A 16,373-nucleotide genomic window follows, 5' to 3' on the forward strand; every position below is an offset into this window, starting at 1 on the left:
TGCAGATGATCCCCATTACCGTGGTCGACGTCCGTGACGCGGAGGACCTCGTCGTCGAGGTGCTGCGATCCGGCGCCATCGCACAGGGACCGATGGTCAAGCGCTTCGAGGACGCGTTCGCGAGCGTTTCCGGCACGAAGCACGCGATCGCCGTCAACAACGGCACCACCGCGCTGGTCGCCGCCATCCAGGCGCTCGACCTTCAGCCGGGCGACGAGGTCGTCACCTCGCCGTTCACCTTCGTGGCCACGCTGAACGCGATCCTGGAAGCCGGCGCGACCGTCCGCTTCGCCGACATCCGGCGCGACGACTTCGCGATCGACCCGGACGCCGTCGCCGCCGCGATCACCGACCGCACCAAGGTCCTCATGCCGGTCCACCTCTACGGGCAGACCGCAGACATGGGCAAGCTCGCGCCGCTGGCCGCCGAGCACGGTCTCAAGGTCATCGAGGACTCCGCGCAGGCCGTCGGCGCCTCGTTCGAAGGCAAGCAGGCCGGGTCCTTCGGGATCGGCTGCTTCTCCTTGTACGCCACCAAGAACATCACCACCGCCGAGGGCGGCGTCATCACCACGGATGACGACAAGCTGGCCGACGCCCTGCGTGTCCTGCGCAACCAGGGCATGCGCGCCCGCTACCAGTACGAGGTCGCCGGGCACAACTACCGGATGACCGACCTGCACGCCGCCGTCGGCATCCCGCAGCTGGAGAAGCTGGACCAGCTCACCGCCGCCCGGCAGGCCAACGCGAAGCGCCTTTCCGAGGGCCTCGCCGGCACCCCGGGTCTCGACATCCCGCAGGTGCTGCCGGGCCGTGAGCACGTGTGGCACCAGTACACCGTGCTGGTCGGCCCGCACGCCTTCCTCTCGCGCGACGAACTCGCCGCCGCGCTGACGGAAAAGGGCATCGGCAACGGGATCTACTACCCGAAGATCGTCTTCGACTACGACTGCTACCGGAACAACCCGCTGATCCCCGACGCGAAGGTCGAGGATTTCCCGGTGGCGGGCGCCGTCGCCGCGCAGGCGCTTTCGCTGCCGGTGCACCCGCACCTTTCCGAGTCCGACCTGGACACCATCATCGAGACGGTTCGCGAGGTACTCGGCGCATGACGACGCACAAGATCGCCCTCATCGGCACGGGCAACATGGGTTCCCTGCACGCCCGCGTGCTCGCGGCGAACGAGAACGTGGACCTCGTCCGCGTCATCGACCCGCGCGAAGAGGCGGGCCGCAAGGTCGCCGAACGCTACGAAACCCAGTGGACGCCCGAAATCGGCTCTCTGTCCGATGTGGACGCCGTCGTGCTCGCTTCGGCCACCGAGGCGCATTACGAGCTGGCGCAGGAGGTTCTGGGCCAGGGCAAGCCGATGCTGGTCGAGAAGCCGGTCTGCAACAGCCTGGAATTCTCGAAGGAGATCGTCGGGCTGTCGGCGAAGCAGGACGTCCCGCTGATGTGCGGGCTCCTGGAGCGCTACAACCCGGCCGTGATGACCGCGCGGGCGCTGGTCAACGAGCCGATCCACCTGATGGCCCGCCGCCACGGCCCGTACGCGCCGCGTATCAAGACCGGTGTCGCGTGGGACCTGCTGGTGCACGACGTCGACCTGGCGATCCAGTTCTTCGGTGGCGCGACCCCGCAGCGGGTCGCCTCCGGCGCCGGCTACTTCCACCCGAATTCGGTCGAAGGCGCCGAGGACACCATCGAGACGGTGCTGTCGTTCGAGTCCGGCCTCGCCACGGTTTCCGCGTCCCGCCTCGGGCAGCGCAAGGTCCGTTCGCTCTGGGTGTCCGAACTGGACCGCATGATCGAGATCGACCTGCTGCGCCGCGACGTCACCATCTACCGGCACGTCTCGCACGACTCGGTCACCGAGGACGGCCTCGGCTACCGCCAGCAGACCGTCATCGAGATCCCGGAACTGGTCACCGCGCGCGAGCCTCTCGCGACCCAGCTGGACCGGTTCCTGGAGCTGCTCGAAGGCAAGATCGACGCCGACACCGAGCGCGACCTGATCCTGCCTTCGCACGCCGTCGTCGACCAGGTTCTGACGCAGGCCGCGGCCTGACCTTCCCTCGCATTTAGTCCTCTGGATGCGGTAGTTGCCCAGGGCAAGTACCGCATCCAGAGGACTAATTGCGTCGGGACCTGTCCCGGGTGGGCGCGGCTACCGTCCGCGGGTGCCCAAGACCCTCAAACGCGCGACGACCGTTCTGGCCCTGGCGGCGTTGACGTGGATGATCACCTCGGGACTGCTCTCGTTCCTCGCGTTCATGCAAGGCGTGGACGGGTCTCGCGTCCGTCAGGAGGATCCGGGTTCGCCGGTCATCATCTGGTTCCTCGTGCTCGGCGTCGTCCAGATGGCACTGTGCGTGGTGACCAGGGCGGGCCGGAACTGGGCACGGGTGGCCCTCACCGTTTCGGCGATCCTCGTGAGTCTCGTTCTGCTGAGCACCGTGATCGCCGCGGTGGTCACCTACCTGGACGCGGCCGAGCGTGCCACCGTTTTGGGCGGTGAAGTCGAGGTGTCGGGCCTGGGGATCGTCCTCGTCGTGATCGACGTGCTCGTCCTCGCGGGGATCGTGCTCGGCATCGTCGGGTTGTACCGGTCCTCGGTCAACGCTTACTTCGTGAGGCGCTGGCCCCGCACGTCGTAAGCGATGAGGGGGGTCAGCACTCCCGCCGACTCCACCTGGGCACCGTCGAACCAGAAGATGGAGACCGACGGGTCTTCGCTCCAGGGGACCACTTTCGCCTCGACCGGCTTCCCCCGGACCGTGCTGGTGATCCGCGCCGCGCCGCCGGCGAAGTAGCCGAACACGGGGACGAACGCGCCCCGGACCACGTCCCCGCCGTCCACCGCGTGGAAGCCGAACGACCGGTCGGACTTCTTGTACTCGTTGCTCATCATCAGGTCTTCGTACGAACCGTCACCGTTCCGGTAGGCGATCCGCAGGCCGAACTCGATGTTCGGCATGTCGGGTTCGTCGAGCGCGGAAGCGTAGAGCACTATTTCCCGGCCGTCGTCGCTCTTGGTGCCGAGGGAGATGATGTTGCCGAGCGGTACCGAGGTCGACGGAGCCTGGGTGCTCGTCGCCTGCGGTGAGGGCGGCGGCGACGCGGGCTGCTGCAGCGACGAAGACGGCGCGCTCGCGGCGGGCGGGAGCGGCTGCCGGCCGGGCGGTGGTTTCTTCAGCGCGACCGCGCCGACGATGACCAGCACCGTCACCACGGTGGCGGCGACCCCGCCCGCGCCGGTCGCGAGCCGGCGACGGCGGCGGATGCGCCTGCCCTTGGTCATGATCGCGCCGAGGTCGGGCTCGGTGAACTCCTCGGCAGGCGGTTCCCGCAAAGCCGAGCGCAGCGTCTCGAGGTCGGTCATCGTCCCAGCCCGCCGATCAGTTCCGTTCCGTCCTCCGCGGTGATCCGCAGCTTGGTCAGGGCGCGGGAGTTGGTGCTCTTCACGGTGCCCACCGAGACACCCAGCTCACCGGCCACATCGGATTCCTTCAAGTCGAAGAAGTGCCGGAGCACCACTACGGCTCTCTCCCGGTCTGTGAGCGTACGCAACGCGTCAAGGAGCCATTTCCGCTGGACAACGGCCCCGGCGACGTCCATCCCGCTCGGCTGCTCGGGGATCTCCTCGGTGGCGTTCTCGCGGATCGGGCGCCGCCAGCCGTCGATCACATGGTTGACGAGGACCTGCCGCGCGTACGCGTAGGCGTCCTTGCGGCGTACCCGCGACCAGGCCGCGTACGTCTTGGCGAGCGCCGTCTGGGCGGCGTCCTCGGCCTGATGGCGGTCGCTGGTCAGCAGGTAGGCCGCATGCTGAAGACGGGTCGACGAGTTCCGCACGAACTCGACGAACTCGTCATCGCCGCGAGCCACCCTGGTCCTCATCTCCGTTCGACGGTTGACCACCCGAAAGGTTGCCTCGACCGCTGTCGTTGCGTGAAGGGTCAGTCCTTCCGACGAGTGAACCGGAGCGCTACGACGATACCGGCGGCGACCACGGCGACCGCGAGGACGATCCAGACCCAGGTCGGCAGCAACCCCTCGGGCGTGGTCTCGTCGGTCTGCGGGGCCGGGGTGGCGGTGGGTTGGGCTTGGCTGCTCGCGGGAGGCGGGCTGCTCTGGGCCTGGCTACTCGGGGCCTGGCTGGACGACGGCGCGGCCGGGTTGCTGAGGCTGAACTTCACCGAGCCGCTCGCGACGTCCGAGTCCTCGAAGGTCACCTTGTAGCGGAGGGTGTACTCGCCCGCGGGCCCGACGGCCTGGACGGGCGCTGTGACGACGGTGCCGGCGACCTCCGCGCGGCCGACCGTCCACGACGCGTTCCCGGGTCCGGTGATCTGGATCGGGTTCTCGGCGAGGGTGACCGGGCCGGAGAAGGTGAGCTTGATCTGTGTCGGCGGCGTCGCCAGCGACGCTCCCCGCGCCGGGTCGCTGCTCTTCAGCTCCGCATGGGCCAGCGCCGGGGTCGCGGCGCCCAGCAGGATCGACCCGGTGACCAGCAACGACGCGCCGAACCGCTTGAACCTCATCGGACCACCCTCCCGCCGGGGAACTCGCACGCTGAGCCTAGTAGTCGGTCCGGGCGGGGTGATGGTTCCCGTCGGCGTCGGGTCTCGTGCTTGGCCGGCCGAGCGTGGTGTTGCGAAAGCCACTTTCGCAACGTTGGAGGTTGCGAAAGTGGCTTTCACAACGCGCTACCGCGGCGCCGCTTGCCGGCGAGTGTCATGAAAGACCCTTTCCTGACGTTTTTCGTCAGGAAAGGGTCTTTCATGACATCTACGGACGCTGCGCGTGGCGGGTGGTCAGCGCGTCGAGGTCCAGGGTGAGCGGGGTGCCCTCGAAGTCGAGGCTCACCTTGCCGCTGTGCTCGCCGAAGTTCTCGTACTCGCCGTCGAGCAGACGGTAGGTGACCATGCTGGCCGGGTCTTCGAGGTCGACGATCCAGTAGTGCTCGATGCCGACTTCGGCGTACTCGGAGAACTTGGTGACCCGGTCGGTGCGGACGGTGCCCTCGGACAGAACCTCGATCACCAGCCGTGCGTCCGCGACGGCCACTCGGGCAACATCCAGAGTGGGCGGGTTCGCGACCAGGATGTCCGGCACCCGAATGGTCAACGGGTGCCCGGTGAGCAACAGTTCGACTCCGGCGACGGCGGCCAGATCCGTGAGCCGCTCATCCAGCCAGTACGCGAGCCGGGGCACCGCCAGTTGGTGCCGGGTGTCCAGGGACGGTGCCTCGACCAGGACGCCGCCGGACACTTCGGCCCGGTTCTGGGGCATCGCCTCCCAGTCGTCGAGGGTCACCTCTCGTGAGTGATCCGTGTCGTCAGAACGACCCAAAACACTCACGACTCCGTGAAATCGCCTGCCGGAGCGCCCCAGGACGAAGAAGCGTCCCCGCGCTCCTCCGCCAGCGCGCGCCGCCGAGCGTTCTCGCCGCGCACACGCTCCACTTCGGACTGGATGTACTCGTCGTCGTAGCGCTGGAACACCCGGGCCGGGTTGCCCGCCACGAGAGTGCGCGGCGGGACGTCCTTGGCGACCACGGAATTCGGCTGCACGGTGGCGAAATCGCCGATCGTCACGCCCGCCATGATCACCACGAGGCCGCCGATGAAGCAGCCCTTCCCGATCTTCACCGGCTTGCGTTCGATCAGGTCGCTGCCGGAGTGGTTCTGCAGCGTCATGTTCGCGAGCCAGCTGGAATGGGTGAAGATCAGCGTGTTCAGGCCGATGCTGGTGTGCTCGCCGATCTCCAGCCCGCCGCTCGCGTCGAGCGCGGCGCCCTCGCCGATCCAGCAGTGTTCGCCGATCGTCAGGTTCTCCGGGCTGATGATCTTGACCCGTTCGCGGACCCGCGTCGACTCCGGCAGTCCGTAGAACTTGGCGCGCTCGGCGTCGTTCATGTACTGCGAGACGAGCTCGGTCAGGATCTGCGGGCGCAGCCGGTTGCTGCGCTCGTCATCGAAGAACATCGGCCTCGGTCACCAGTTTCTCGAAGGTGCGCAGGTGTTCCTCCGCGACGACGTCGAGGCCGAAGTTGGCCCGCACCATCGCGCTTTCGCGCTGTGCCACCAAAGCCCGCTTCTCGGGGTCGTCGAGCAGTTCGATGACGGTGTCCGCCACCGCCTCGCTGTCGTCCGGGCGCACCAGCAGGATGTTCTCGCCGTTGCGGAGTTCGATGCCCGGGTAGTTGTCCTCGGTCACCGAAGCGATGGTCGCGGTGCCCGAGAGCATCGCCTCCAGCGACGCGGTGCCGCAGCCGCCGTTGAGGTCGTGCGTGACGATGTCGGCGGCGGCGAAGTACGCGGGCACGTCGGCCTTCGGCACGGCGCCGGTGACGACGATGGCGTCCGCGACACCGAGTTCTTCGGCCCGCTTCAGGAAGACGTCGTGATACACGCGGCCGACGACGACCACCTTCACGCCCGGGTGCTTGTCCAAAATGGACGGCAGCGCCTCGACCAGCGGGAGCCGGTTGCGCAGCGGGATCACGTGCCCGAGCGAGACGATCACCGGACCGTCGCCGAGCTTGTGTTCCGCACGGACATCGAGAGTGAGCGGCTTCTCGAAGTTCCCGGTGTCGACGGCGATCGGGAAGTAGTCCGAGTTCGCGTCGCTGGTGCCGTAGCGCTCGACGCAGTAGTCGACCCCGAGCTTGTCGAGGATGACGTACCGCGGCTTGAGATAGCGCAGGATCGGGTTCACCAGCACGGTGTCCAGGAACCGGAAGACGCCGCCGTACAGCTTGTTGTCGCTGATCAGCAGCGTGTGGATGGTCAGCAGCATCGGCAGCTTGTGCCGCCGCGCGTACCGCCCGGCCAGCCACGACAGGTCGAAGAACTGCCCGTGCAGGTGGATCGCGTCCGGTTTGAACTCGTCCAGCAGCTTCCGCAGCCGCCGCCAGTTCCCCGGCCGCAACGAGGCGAAACTCATGTCGAAGTCGATCGACAGGCCCAGCTGCGGCATCTTCACCGCGGGCAGGCGGACGACGCGGTAGCCGTCCTTCGTCTCGTCGGCCGGGGCGTCGGCGTAGGCCGCGGTGATCGCGAGCACCTCGTGCCCGCGCGCCGCGTACTGCTCGGCCAGGGACGCCGCCATGTGCGCGCTTCCGCCCACCCTCGGCGGGAAGAAGTTGTTGACGACAGCGATGCGCATGGGGCGGCTCTCCCCCGGCCCGGCGGTCATCCCTCCGAAGCCTTCACCAGTTCGTACATGCCCTCTTCGACGGAGATCTTCGGCTCCCAGCCGAGCATCTCGCGGGCACGGGTGATGTCGGCGGCACGACGCGAGACCAGCACGTCGCGCTCGTTGAACAGCGGCTCGACGTTCACTCCGACGGCGTCGATGAGGATCTTCGCCAGCGTCGCGATGGAGGTGTCGATCCCGGTGCCGATGTTGATCGGCAGGTTCGCCTGCTCCGATTCGAGCGCCGCGACGACGGCGCGCGCCAGGTCCGTGACGTGCACGAAGTCCATCGACTGGTCGCCGCGGCCGTCGATGATCGGCGGCTGGCCGGCGCGCAGGCGCTGGATGAAGTGGTTGATCACCGACGTGTAGTAGGCCTCGATCTTCTGGCCGGGGCCGTACACGTTGAAGAACCGCAGCGCGTTCCAGGACAGGCCCTTGGTGCGCTCGTAGAAGCCGAGCATGTCCTCGCCCGCGCGCTTCGAGATGCAGTACGGCGTGAGCGGCTTGAGCTCGTCGTCCTCGTGCATCGGCAGCCGCTTCGGGTCGCCGTAGACGGACGCGGTCGAAGCGAACACGACCCGCTCGACACCCTCGTCCGCCGCGGCGGCGAAGACGTTGTGGTTGCCGACCATGTTGATGTCGATCGACTCGTGCGGGTCCGCGACCGACTTGTTGATCGACACGGTCGCGAAGTGGATGACGTGCGTGCAGCCGCGCATGGCCTCGCGCACGGCGCCGCCGTAGCGGACGTCCTTCTCGACCAGTTCGACCTTGCCGGTGGCGACGAACTCGTTGATCCGGGCGCGGTCGCCGCGGGTCATGTTGTCGAAGACGCGGACGGTGTAGCCGCCTTCGATCAGCATCGGGATCACGTGCGCGGCGATGAAGCCACCGCCCCCGGTGAAGAAGACCTTCTTGTCGGGCATTTCTCTCCTAGCTCGGCAGTGCGGCGCTGACGGTCCCGATGACCCGGTCGACCTGGTCATCGGTGAGGTTGGCGTGCATCGGGATGGCGAGATGACGGGCGAAGAGGTCCGCCGAAACCGGCAAGGTCTGCTTCTTGCCGTAGATGGGCTGGAGGTGCGAGGCGTAGGTGCCGAAGTTGCACTGCACGCCCTGCTCGCGGATCCGCAGCGCGAGCGCGTCGCGGTCGATCTCCGGGGCCACGGTGAGGATGTAGGCCTGCCACGGGTGCTCACGGTCCGGCAGTTCGACCGGGACGTCGAGGCCGGGCAGGTTCTCGAACGCCTCGTGGTAGCGCTTGGCCACCGAACGGCGGGCCGAGAGCAGGTCCGGGAGGCGGTCGAGCTGGACGTTCATGATCGCGGCCTGCACGTCCGAGAGCCGGAAGTTGTAGCCGAGCTCGTGGAACTCCGGGATCGGCAGCGCGCCGGAACCCTCGCGGGTGATGGCGGGCTCGATGCCGTAGGTGTGCAGCTTGCGCGCGTGCGCGATGAGGTCTTCGCGGTCCGAGACGAGCGCGCCGCCTTCGCCCGCGGTGATGCCCTTGCGGCCGTGGAAGGAGAACGCGGCCAGGTCGGCGAGGCTGCCGGCGGGACGGGTCTTGTAGGTCGCGCCCGCGGCGCAGGCGGCGTCCTCGAAGAGCCACAGGCCGTGCTTGTCGGCGATCGCGCGGTACTCGTCGAAGTCACCCGGCTGCCCGGCGACGTCGACGGCGAGGATGCCGACCGTACGAGGCGTGATCAGGGCTTCGATCGACGCCGGGTCGGCGCTCCAGACGTCCGGGCGGATGTCCGCGAACACCGGCGTCGCGCCCGCCTGGAGCACGGCGTGGCCGGTGGCCGGGAAGGTGTAGTCGCCGACGATGACCTCGTCACCCGGCTTCACGCCGAGCACACGCAGCCCGAGGAAGAGTGCCGACCCACAGTTGCTGGTGGTCAGGGCGTGCGCGGTGCCGACGGTCTTCGCGAAGCGTTCCTCGAAACGACGGCACGCGGGGCCGGCACCGGCCAGCCAGCCGGACCGGAACACCTCCGCCACCGCGGCGAGTTCTTCGTCGCCGACGGTCGGCTGACCGAGGACCACGGGTTCCTGCTCAGACATACCTCTCCCATTGCGTGGGGACCCGGCGAAGTGTATAGACGCCATTCGGCCGATCTCGGGCGGGCTGGATCCACCCAGGTCAAACCACGGACACCACCGGACGCCCTAATCTGGCGGCATGCGATTCGGCGTCTTGGGGGCGACGGAGGTGCGCCGCGAGGACGGCACCGCCGTCGGAGTCGGCGGGCCCAGGGTCCGGACGCTGTTCGCGTTGCTCGCGCTGGAGGCCGGCCGCGTCGTCCCGGCGGAGCGGCTCATCGACGGCCTCTACGGCGAACAGCCGCCCGAAGGCGTGGCGAACGCGCTGCAATCGCAGGTCTCGCGGCTGCGCGGCGCGCTGAAAGACCTCGCGCCCGTCGAGTTCAGCCCGGCGGGTTACCGGCTGGCCGTGGACCCTGGCGACGTCGACGTGCACCGCTTCGAACGGCTCGCCGCCGAAGGCCGACGCACTCTCGCGGCGGGAGACGCCGCGAAGGCGTCGGAACTGCTTCGCGACGCTCTCGGTCTCTGGCGGGGACCCGCTTTCGCGGACATCACCGACGCGCCGTTCCGCGAACCACAGGTCACCAGGCTGAACGAACTGAAGACCTCGGCGATCGAAGACCTCTCCGAGGCCGGGCTCAAGCTCGGAAGACACGAAGACGTCCTCGCCGGGCTTCGCGAGGTCGTCGAGGACCAGCCGCTGCGGGAGCGGCCACGCGCGCTGCTGATCCGCGCGCTGCACGCCGCCGGACGTCAGGCCGACGCGCTCACCGCGTTCGAGGACGCCCGCCGCGTCCTGGCGGACGAGCTCGGCGCCGACCCCGGACCGGAACTCGCCGCCGCGCATCTCGCCGTGCTCCGCGGTGAGACGCCGACCGTCAAGGCCACGACAGCGCCGCTCCCCTCGCAGCTCACCAGCTTCATCGGCCGCGAAGGCGATCTCCGGCACGTGCTCGGCCAGCTGGATCGCTCGCGGCTGGTGACGCTCACCGGGCCCGGAGGCGCGGGCAAGACCCGGCTGGCCGTCGAGACCGCGGCGGCGGCGGACCTCCCGGCGGTCTTCGTCGAGCTCGCGCCCTACAGCGAGGACGCCGACGTCGCCCACGCCGTGCTGACCGCGCTCGGCCTGCGGACGGTCCCGCTCGGGACGGTCACCGTGGAGACCGCGCCGGTGGAGCGCCTGATCGACGCGCTCGCCGACCGGGCGGTGCTGCTGGTGCTCGACAACTGCGAGCATCTGGTGGAGGCCGCCGCGAAGCTGGTCGCCCGGCTGCTCGGCGCGGCCGCGGCGCTGCGTGTGCTGGCCACCAGCCGGGAGCCGCTGGGCATCACCGGCGAGGTCGTCTCCCCCGTGCCGAGGCTCGCCGTGCCGCCGCCGGGCACTCCGCCCGACCGGTCGCTGGAGTTCGCCGCCGTCCGGCTGTTCGCCGACCGCGCGCAGGCCAACGATCCGGGGTTCGCCGTGGACGACACGACGGCGGGCGACGTCCAGCGGGTGTGCGCCGCGCTCGACGGGCTCCCGCTGGCCATCGAGCTCGCCGCCGCGCGCGTGCGGACGCTGCCGGTCGGCGAGATCGCCACGCGGCTGGACGACCGCTTCAAGCTGCTTTCGCGGGGCAGCCGGGGCGCCGAGAGCAGGCATCGCACGCTGCGCGGCGTCGTCGAATGGAGCTGGGATCTCCTGGAGGACGACGAACGCCTGCTAGGCAGGCGGTTGACCGTCTTCGCGGGCGGCACGACCCTCGCCGACGCCGAAACGGTCTGTGCCGTCCCGGACATCGAGGACCTGCTTCCGTCCCTTGTGGACAGATCGCTGGTCGAACGCACCGGGGATCGGTATCGGATGCTCGAAACCATCCGGGCGTTCTTCGCCGAGAAGCTCGCCGAAGCCGGTGAAACGGAACGGCTTCGGCGTGCGCACGCCGAGCATTTCCTCGCCCTCGCCGAGGAAGCGGACCCGCTCCTGCGCACCGGCGACCAGCTCGCCTGGCTCGACCGGCTCGACGCCGCCTACGACGACCTCCTGGCCGCGTTGCGCTGGGCCACCGAAACCGACACGCGGATCGCGCTCCGGCTTTCGGCCTCGCTGGTGACGTACTGGTGGATGCGCGGTCGTCGGTTCGAAGGTTCGACGCTGTGCCTGGAAGTGATCAAGAACCTCGGCCCGAAGCCGCCGGACGGCCTCGAAGAGGAGTACCAGCTCTGCGTGCTCAGCGCCGCCGCGGGACTCCGCGAGCACGAAGCCCTCGGCCGTCACTTTCCCGAGGTGGACAGCCTCGTGCGGAACATGGTCAGCGCGCCCAAAAACCCGGCGCTCCTGATGCTGATGGGGGTGGTGACCGGGCCGCCCGGTGACGACGACGAACTGCTCAAACGCGGTCAGGCACTCTTGGCGCACAGTGACGCCTGGAGCCTCGCGCTGGTGCCGACCGGCTACGGGCTGCGCATGCTGATGCAAGGCGAACTCGAAACGGCGGAAGGACTTCTGCGCGAAGGGGAGGCCGCGTTCCGCGCGATCGGGGAACGCTGGGGCCTTTCGATGACGCTCGACCACCTGTCGCAGATCCTGATCTGGACGAACCGCCAGGCCGAAGCCCTGGAATTGATGGACGAGGCGCTCCGGCTGATGCGGGAACTCGGCGCGTCCGACGACAACGCGGACCTTCTGTGCCGCCGGGGCACCAGCAAGCTGCTCCACGGCGACGCGGCGGGAGCGCGGGCGGATTTCGAACTCGCCGTCGAGATCGCGCGACGCGCCGGGATGCCGGAAAGCCGGGCGTTCGGGTACGTCGGCCTCGCCACCCTCGCGCGACACGGAGGGGATCTGGCCACGGCTCGCGCGCTGAGCGAACTCGCGCTTTCGGAGTGCTCAGGTGGCTCTTTCACCTCCGAGGGGGGCCGCTCCGGGGCGCGGATCTCACTCGGCTGGGTCGCGGCCGCCGAGGGCGACGCCGACCAGGCCGAAGAACTGCACCGGCAGGCGCTCCTTTCGGCGGAACAGTGGCACGACAGCACCACCTTGGCCTGCGCCGTCGAGGGCCTCGCCGGGGTCGCGCTGCTCCGAGGCGACCCCGAGCGGGCGGCGGTCCTGATCGGCGCCGCGGTGACCGTCCGGGGCACCCCGTTCGCCGTCGATCTGGACGCCGCCCTGCTCCGGACGACCGCGCGCGAGCGGCTCGGCGAGGACTTCGACCGGGCCTATCGCCGGGGACTCGCCACGCGCGGCGCCGCTCAACTGGCCGGGTTGCCCAGGAAGTCCTGAGCGCGGGTCAGCCGGATCCCCTGCGGCGCGAAGCGGCCGATGGCCTCGGTGAGCAGACGCGGGTCGAGTTCGCTGTCCTGGACAGCGACGTACAACGGTTCCGCGTTGACTCCGATCGCGCCGAGCCTGGTCATCCCGGGCCCGACCGGGTCGGTGGTGAGCCGGGTGACCTCACGCCAGGGCACGACCGTCCGCTCGACCCGCACGCCCACCGCGTCCAGTTCGAAGAGCACCCACCGCTGATCGTGCAACGACCGCACGTAGGCGATGGTGCCGACGCCGCCCGCGATCAGGACGATCCGCAGCGGACCGGGCGCCCCGATCGACCCGAGCAGGGCTGCGAGCCCGAAGAAGGCCACCAGGAGCCCGGTCAGCTTCGCGGCGCCGACGAGGCCCGCGTTCGGCTTGTGCACCCGGAACCGCACGGCGCGCATCAGATGTTTGGTGAGCACGCCGCCGCCGACCGCGACGGCCAGCGCGATCAGCGTCACCGCCAGCGAGCCCGGGGTGAAGTCGACGAGGACGTTGTAACCGGCGATCAGTGCGACGAATCCGCCCACGACGGTCAGCGCCAGCGCGAGCTTGCCCTTCCGCACGTCCTGTTCGCGGCGGTCGAGCGCGGCCTGGTCCCCGGTGGCGGGGAAACCTCCGTCGATGTTCCTCATCGGGCGTCACGCCGTTCGGCCGCGCGGCGCTCGCGCTGACGGCGGTCGAGGACGTAGAGCACGCCGCCGGCGATGGCGCTCAGCGCGGCGTAGAGCAGGTCCTGGGCCCCGTCCTCGGGGTAGCCGGTGGAGAACTCGACCATCGCGAGCGCGATGAAGAGGACGCACAACACTCCTCCGCCGATGATGTACACCTTGTTGCTCAGCATGGCTTCCCTCGCTTGTCGTTTGCCGTGGTGAGAGCACTTTCGCGCGGGGCACATGACATTCGGATGACAAGCCGTCAGCGCGTGGTGCGCGGACGGTCAGCGGCGGCGGACACGCTCCCGGACATGACCTACCTCGCGGGATCTCCCGAAGACTTCCTGGCCGTGCGGCACCTGACGCTGCGCGGCACCCAGGCCGAGATCGGCCACGCCCTCGGCGTCGAAACGAAGGAGCGTTCGGACTGGACTCCGCCCTCCGCGGATCCGATCGTGGCCAAGGCCCGGCGTGTCTGGTTCGAGCGGAACTGGCCGCAGTACGCCGAACGTGTGGCCGGGTTCGCCGAGGCTTACGGACTCCCGGCCGACGCGGCGGTCTCCTTCGACAACGCCTCCGCCCTGCCCGCCGGATCGGGCTGTTCGGCGCTGTGGACGGGGAGCACGCTCGGCCGGAACTACGACTTCTTCACCTTGAGCTGGAGCCAGCTCGGCGCGGTGATGGCGGGGGCGGAGCCCGTCGACGACGGGACCGTGCCGATGGCGTCGCGGCCGTACGTCCTGACCACGATCCCCGACGACGGCATCGCCTCGACGTCGCTTTCGATGTCCACAGTGGACGGTGCGATGGAGGGCGTCAACGAGGCCGGGCTCGTCGTCGCGCTGCTGATGGCCGACCTCGAAGCGGCCACACCGCTGGAGCACGACCCCGGTCCGCAGGCGGGCCTGTCGGTGCCCCAGGTCTGCCGGTACCTGCTCGACACGTGCGAAACCGTCGACGAGGCCAAGGAAGCGCTGATGCTCGCCAAGCAGTACGCGCACGGCGCGCCCTGTCACTACATCGTCGCCGACGCCTCCGGGCGCGGCTTCGTCTACGAGCGCGGCGCGCACGACATCGAGTACTTCGTCGAGGTCGCCGACGGGCCGCTGTGCGTCACGAACCATCCGCTGCACCGCCACCCGGACCTCGACGCGCTGCCGGAGGACACGCCGGAGACGATGCTCACCTATCAACGGCTGCGCACCCTCACCAAGGAGGCGGAAGTGGCCGAGCCGCGCGACGCGCTCGACGCGGTGTCCGTCGCGATCGAGCCGGGAGCGCCGTGGCGGACGTTGTGGCGCAGCGTCCTCGATCCGGCGGCCCGCACGATGAGCACCCGGTTCTACCTGGGCGACGGTGAGAACGGCACCGCGCGGCACTCGCCGGAACTCACCTTCGGCGTTTCGAGGTGATCGCCATCGGCAAAGGCCGCAAGATCGGCACCGTCGCGGTCTGCGTCCTGGCGCAACTGCTGATCGCGATCGACCTGACCGTGCTGCACCTGGTGCTGCCGTCGCTTTCGGAGCAGCTGCACCCGTCGACGACGGAACTGCTGTGGATCGCCGACGCGTACGGCTTCGCGCTCGCCGGGCTGCTGATCACGATGGGGAACGTCGGCGACCGGATCGGCCGGAAGAAACTGCTGCTGATCGGGGCGTCGCTGTTCGGGTTCGCTTCGGTGATCACGGCGTACGCGCCGACGTCGGAACTCCTGATCGCCGCCCGCGCGCTGCTCGGGATCGCCGCCGCCACGCTGATGCCGTCGACGCTGTCGATCGTGCGGAACGTGTTCACCGGCAAGGAACGCGCGGCGGTGATCGGGGTTTCGAGCGGGCTGACGATCCTCGGTTTCGGGATGGGCCCGCTCGTCGGCGGTTTCCTGCTCGACCACTTCTGGTGGGGTTCGGTGTTCCTGGTCAACGTGCCGGTGGTGCTGGTCTTGGTGGTCGCCGGCGCGCTGATCCTGCCCGAATCGAAGAACCCGGCGCCGGGCCGGATCGACGTGCCCAGCGTGCTGCTGTCCCTCGTCGGCATGGTCGGGATCGTCTACACGATCAAGGAAATCGCGTACAAGGGCTGGGCGCATGGGGACATCGCGCTCGCCGCCGTGCTCGGGCTCGGCTGCCTGGTGGCGTTCGTCCTGCGGCAGCCGAGGCTGGCCGAGCCGCTGATGGACTTGAAGCTGTTCGCGCAGCGCGCGTTCTCGGCGACCGTCGGCACCACGATCCTGGCGATGTTCGCGCAGCTCGCGGTGTCGCTGATGTTCGCGCAGTACCTGCAGCTGGTGGCCGGCTGGTCTCCGCTGAAGTCCGGGCTCGCCGGACTGCCCGGGATGGGCGGCGCGATCCTCGGCGGTGTGCTCGCGCCGCTGGCGATCAAGGCCTTCGGACGGGCGGTCACGATCGCGCTGGGCTGCGCGGCGTCGGCGGTCGGGTTCGCGCTGTACTCGGGTATCGGCGTAACGATCGACTATCCGGACCTGCTGTTCGCGATGATCGTCTTCGGGGTCGGGCTTTCGCTGATCCTCGCCGTCGCGACGGACACGGTGCTCGGCGTCGTGCCGAAGACCAGGGCGGGCGCGGCGTCGGCGATCTCCGAAACGGCGACCGAACTCGGCGGGGCGCTGGGGATCGCGATCCTCGGCAGTGCGCTCGGCGCGATGTATCGCCGCGAACTCGTCATCCCGGCGGGGGTGCCACCGGAGGCCGCCGGGGCGATCTCGGACACGCTCGGCGGCGCCGTCCAGGTCGCGGCGCAGCTACCGCCCGATCAAGGAGCTTCGGTGCTCGCCAGTGCGAAACTGGCGTTCGTCGACGGGTTGCAGGTGACGATGCTGTGCTCGGCCGGGTTGATGGCGCTGCTGGCGGTGAGCGCGCTGTTCACGCTGCGCGGGGTGCCGAAGGAGCTCGAAGACCCGGAAGAGGAGCTCGCGCCGGTTCCGGTCCCGGTGGGCTAGCGAAGTGTCATGAAAGCCCCTTTCCTGACGTTTTTCGTCAGGAAAGGGGCTTTCATGACACTCGTCAGCGGGGCCCGGCCAGCGGGACCGCGCGACGGTCGCCCATCCGCACCATGGCCAGCAACGGTTTCGCGGCCCCGCGCACCAGCCATGCCGCGAACACCCGCCCCGAGCGGACCGCCTAGGGCGGGCCGAAGGCGGCCCACCGCCCGACGAG

General features: G+C 69.3%; 16 protein-coding genes. 6 read left to right on the top strand and 10 right to left on the bottom strand.

What is annotated here, in order from left to right:
• Positions 1-5 precede the first annotated feature (5 nt).
• The 3 genes from ACFWMR_RS14045 (at position 6) to ACFWMR_RS14055 (ending at position 2,657) form a co-directional block, all read left to right on the top strand.
• Positions 6-1,112: a DegT/DnrJ/EryC1/StrS family aminotransferase gene (locus ACFWMR_RS14045; RefSeq protein WP_093936366.1), complete on the top strand. Its 1,107-nt coding sequence runs from the start codon at positions 6-8 to the stop codon at positions 1,110-1,112.
• Positions 1,109-2,068, top strand: coding sequence for a Gfo/Idh/MocA family protein (locus ACFWMR_RS14050; protein ID WP_093936367.1), 960 nt, complete (start codon positions 1,109-1,111; stop codon positions 2,066-2,068). The genes ACFWMR_RS14045 and ACFWMR_RS14050 overlap by 4 nt, the downstream gene beginning before the upstream one ends.
• Positions 2,069-2,180: 112 nt before the next feature.
• On the top strand, positions 2,181-2,657 hold the full coding sequence (locus ACFWMR_RS14055; protein ID WP_378378617.1) for a hypothetical protein: 477 nt from the start codon (positions 2,181-2,183) through the stop codon (positions 2,655-2,657).
• On the opposite strand, the gene ACFWMR_RS14060 is transcribed toward ACFWMR_RS14055, so the two are convergent.
• The 8 genes from ACFWMR_RS14060 to ACFWMR_RS14095 all read right to left on the bottom strand — a co-directional run bounded on the left by ACFWMR_RS14060 (position 2,624) and on the right by ACFWMR_RS14095 (position 9,270).
• On the bottom strand, positions 2,624-3,382 hold the full coding sequence (locus ACFWMR_RS14060; RefSeq protein ID WP_378378618.1) for a hypothetical protein: 759 nt from the start codon (positions 3,380-3,382) through the stop codon (positions 2,624-2,626). The two genes, ACFWMR_RS14055 and ACFWMR_RS14060, sit on opposite strands and share 34 nt — an antisense overlap.
• Positions 3,379-3,888, bottom strand: a complete 510-nt coding sequence (locus tag ACFWMR_RS14065; RefSeq protein WP_093936370.1) for a SigE family RNA polymerase sigma factor — start codon at positions 3,886-3,888, stop codon at positions 3,379-3,381. Before ACFWMR_RS14065 ends, ACFWMR_RS14060 begins: the two co-directional genes overlap by 4 nt.
• A 71-nt stretch (positions 3,889-3,959) precedes the next feature.
• Complete coding sequence (locus tag ACFWMR_RS14070) at positions 3,960-4,544, bottom strand: copper resistance CopC family protein (protein WP_378378619.1); 585 nt, start codon at positions 4,542-4,544, stop codon at positions 3,960-3,962.
• A 247-nt stretch (positions 4,545-4,791) separates the two neighbouring features.
• Positions 4,792-5,319 carry a Uma2 family endonuclease gene (locus ACFWMR_RS14075; protein ID WP_378378620.1) on the bottom strand — a complete coding sequence of 176 codons (528 nt, stop codon included), beginning with the start codon at positions 5,317-5,319 and terminating at the stop codon, positions 4,792-4,794.
• A 41-nt stretch (positions 5,320-5,360) separates the two neighbouring features.
• The gene (locus ACFWMR_RS14080; RefSeq protein ID WP_093936372.1) at positions 5,361-5,990 is read right to left on the bottom strand and encodes an acyltransferase; all 630 of its coding nucleotides are present in this window, start codon (positions 5,988-5,990) and stop codon (positions 5,361-5,363) included.
• Positions 5,977-7,173, bottom strand: coding sequence for a glycosyltransferase family 4 protein (locus ACFWMR_RS14085; RefSeq protein WP_378378621.1), 1,197 nt, complete (start codon positions 7,171-7,173; stop codon positions 5,977-5,979). Before ACFWMR_RS14085 ends, ACFWMR_RS14080 begins: the two co-directional genes overlap by 14 nt.
• Positions 7,174-7,199: 26 nt before the next feature.
• Entirely contained in the window at positions 7,200-8,132 is a 933-nt protein-coding gene (locus ACFWMR_RS14090) for an NAD-dependent epimerase/dehydratase family protein (protein WP_093936374.1), read from the bottom strand.
• A 7-nt stretch (positions 8,133-8,139) separates the two neighbouring features.
• A complete protein-coding gene (locus tag ACFWMR_RS14095) occupies positions 8,140-9,270 on the bottom strand; it encodes a DegT/DnrJ/EryC1/StrS family aminotransferase (protein ID WP_378378622.1) in 1,131 nt (376 codons plus the stop codon).
• Positions 9,271-9,388: 118 nt separating this feature from the next.
• Between ACFWMR_RS14095 and ACFWMR_RS14100 the strand changes: the two genes are divergently transcribed.
• Complete coding sequence (locus ACFWMR_RS14100; protein WP_378378623.1) at positions 9,389-12,514, top strand: BTAD domain-containing putative transcriptional regulator; 3,126 nt, start codon at positions 9,389-9,391, stop codon at positions 12,512-12,514.
• On the opposite strand, the gene ACFWMR_RS14105 is transcribed toward ACFWMR_RS14100, so the two are convergent.
• Together ACFWMR_RS14105 and ACFWMR_RS14110 are read right to left on the bottom strand one after the other, a co-directional pair.
• Positions 12,484-13,179, bottom strand: coding sequence for a hypothetical protein (locus ACFWMR_RS14105; RefSeq protein WP_378378624.1), 696 nt, complete (start codon positions 13,177-13,179; stop codon positions 12,484-12,486). The two genes, ACFWMR_RS14100 and ACFWMR_RS14105, sit on opposite strands and share 31 nt — an antisense overlap.
• Complete coding sequence (locus ACFWMR_RS14110; RefSeq protein ID WP_093936378.1) at positions 13,176-13,388, bottom strand: hypothetical protein; 213 nt, start codon at positions 13,386-13,388, stop codon at positions 13,176-13,178. Before ACFWMR_RS14110 ends, ACFWMR_RS14105 begins: the two co-directional genes overlap by 4 nt.
• A gap of 123 nt (positions 13,389-13,511) precedes the next feature.
• On the opposite strand from ACFWMR_RS14110, the gene ACFWMR_RS14115 reads away from it, so the two are divergent.
• Together ACFWMR_RS14115 and ACFWMR_RS14120 are read left to right on the top strand one after the other, a co-directional pair.
• Complete coding sequence (locus tag ACFWMR_RS14115; RefSeq protein ID WP_378378625.1) at positions 13,512-14,612, top strand: C45 family autoproteolytic acyltransferase/hydolase; 1,101 nt, start codon at positions 13,512-13,514, stop codon at positions 14,610-14,612.
• Positions 14,612-16,156, top strand: coding sequence for an MFS transporter (locus tag ACFWMR_RS14120; RefSeq protein ID WP_378378626.1), 1,545 nt, complete (start codon positions 14,612-14,614; stop codon positions 16,154-16,156). Before ACFWMR_RS14115 ends, ACFWMR_RS14120 begins: the two co-directional genes overlap by 1 nt.
• The last annotated feature ends 217 nt before the right edge of the window (positions 16,157-16,373 follow it).

Origin of the sequence: Amycolatopsis thailandensis, from assembly GCF_042723255.1 — a bacterium.
GTDB classification, from domain to species: domain Bacteria; phylum Actinomycetota; class Actinomycetes; order Mycobacteriales; family Pseudonocardiaceae; genus Amycolatopsis; species Amycolatopsis thailandensis.

Excerpts from the sequence above, each read along its gene's own strand:
- ACFWMR_RS14080 (WP_093936372.1), bottom strand. The coding sequence starts at position 5,990 with ATGTTCTTCGATGACGAGCGCAGCAACCGGCTGCGCCCGCAGATCCTG.
- ACFWMR_RS14085 (WP_378378621.1), bottom strand. The coding sequence starts at position 7,173 with ATGCGCATCGCTGTCGTCAACAACTTCTTCCCGCCGAGGGTGGGCGGA.
- ACFWMR_RS14070 (WP_378378619.1), bottom strand. The coding sequence starts at position 4,544 with ATGAGGTTCAAGCGGTTCGGCGCGTCGTTGCTGGTCACCGGGTCGATC.
- ACFWMR_RS14115 (WP_378378625.1), top strand. The coding sequence starts at position 13,512 with ATGACCTACCTCGCGGGATCTCCCGAAGACTTCCTGGCCGTGCGGCAC.
- ACFWMR_RS14110 (WP_093936378.1), bottom strand. The coding sequence starts at position 13,388 with ATGCTGAGCAACAAGGTGTACATCATCGGCGGAGGAGTGTTGTGCGTC.
- ACFWMR_RS14100 (WP_378378623.1), top strand. The coding sequence starts at position 9,389 with ATGCGATTCGGCGTCTTGGGGGCGACGGAGGTGCGCCGCGAGGACGGC.
- ACFWMR_RS14050 (WP_093936367.1), top strand. The coding sequence starts at position 1,109 with ATGACGACGCACAAGATCGCCCTCATCGGCACGGGCAACATGGGTTCC.
- ACFWMR_RS14045 (WP_093936366.1), top strand. The coding sequence starts at position 6 with ATGATCCCCATTACCGTGGTCGACGTCCGTGACGCGGAGGACCTCGTC.
- ACFWMR_RS14060 (WP_378378618.1), bottom strand. The coding sequence starts at position 3,382 with ATGACCGACCTCGAGACGCTGCGCTCGGCTTTGCGGGAACCGCCTGCC.
- ACFWMR_RS14095 (WP_378378622.1), bottom strand. The coding sequence starts at position 9,270 with ATGTCTGAGCAGGAACCCGTGGTCCTCGGTCAGCCGACCGTCGGCGAC.
- ACFWMR_RS14090 (WP_093936374.1), bottom strand. The coding sequence starts at position 8,132 with ATGCCCGACAAGAAGGTCTTCTTCACCGGGGGCGGTGGCTTCATCGCC.
- ACFWMR_RS14105 (WP_378378624.1), bottom strand. The coding sequence starts at position 13,179 with ATGAGGAACATCGACGGAGGTTTCCCCGCCACCGGGGACCAGGCCGCG.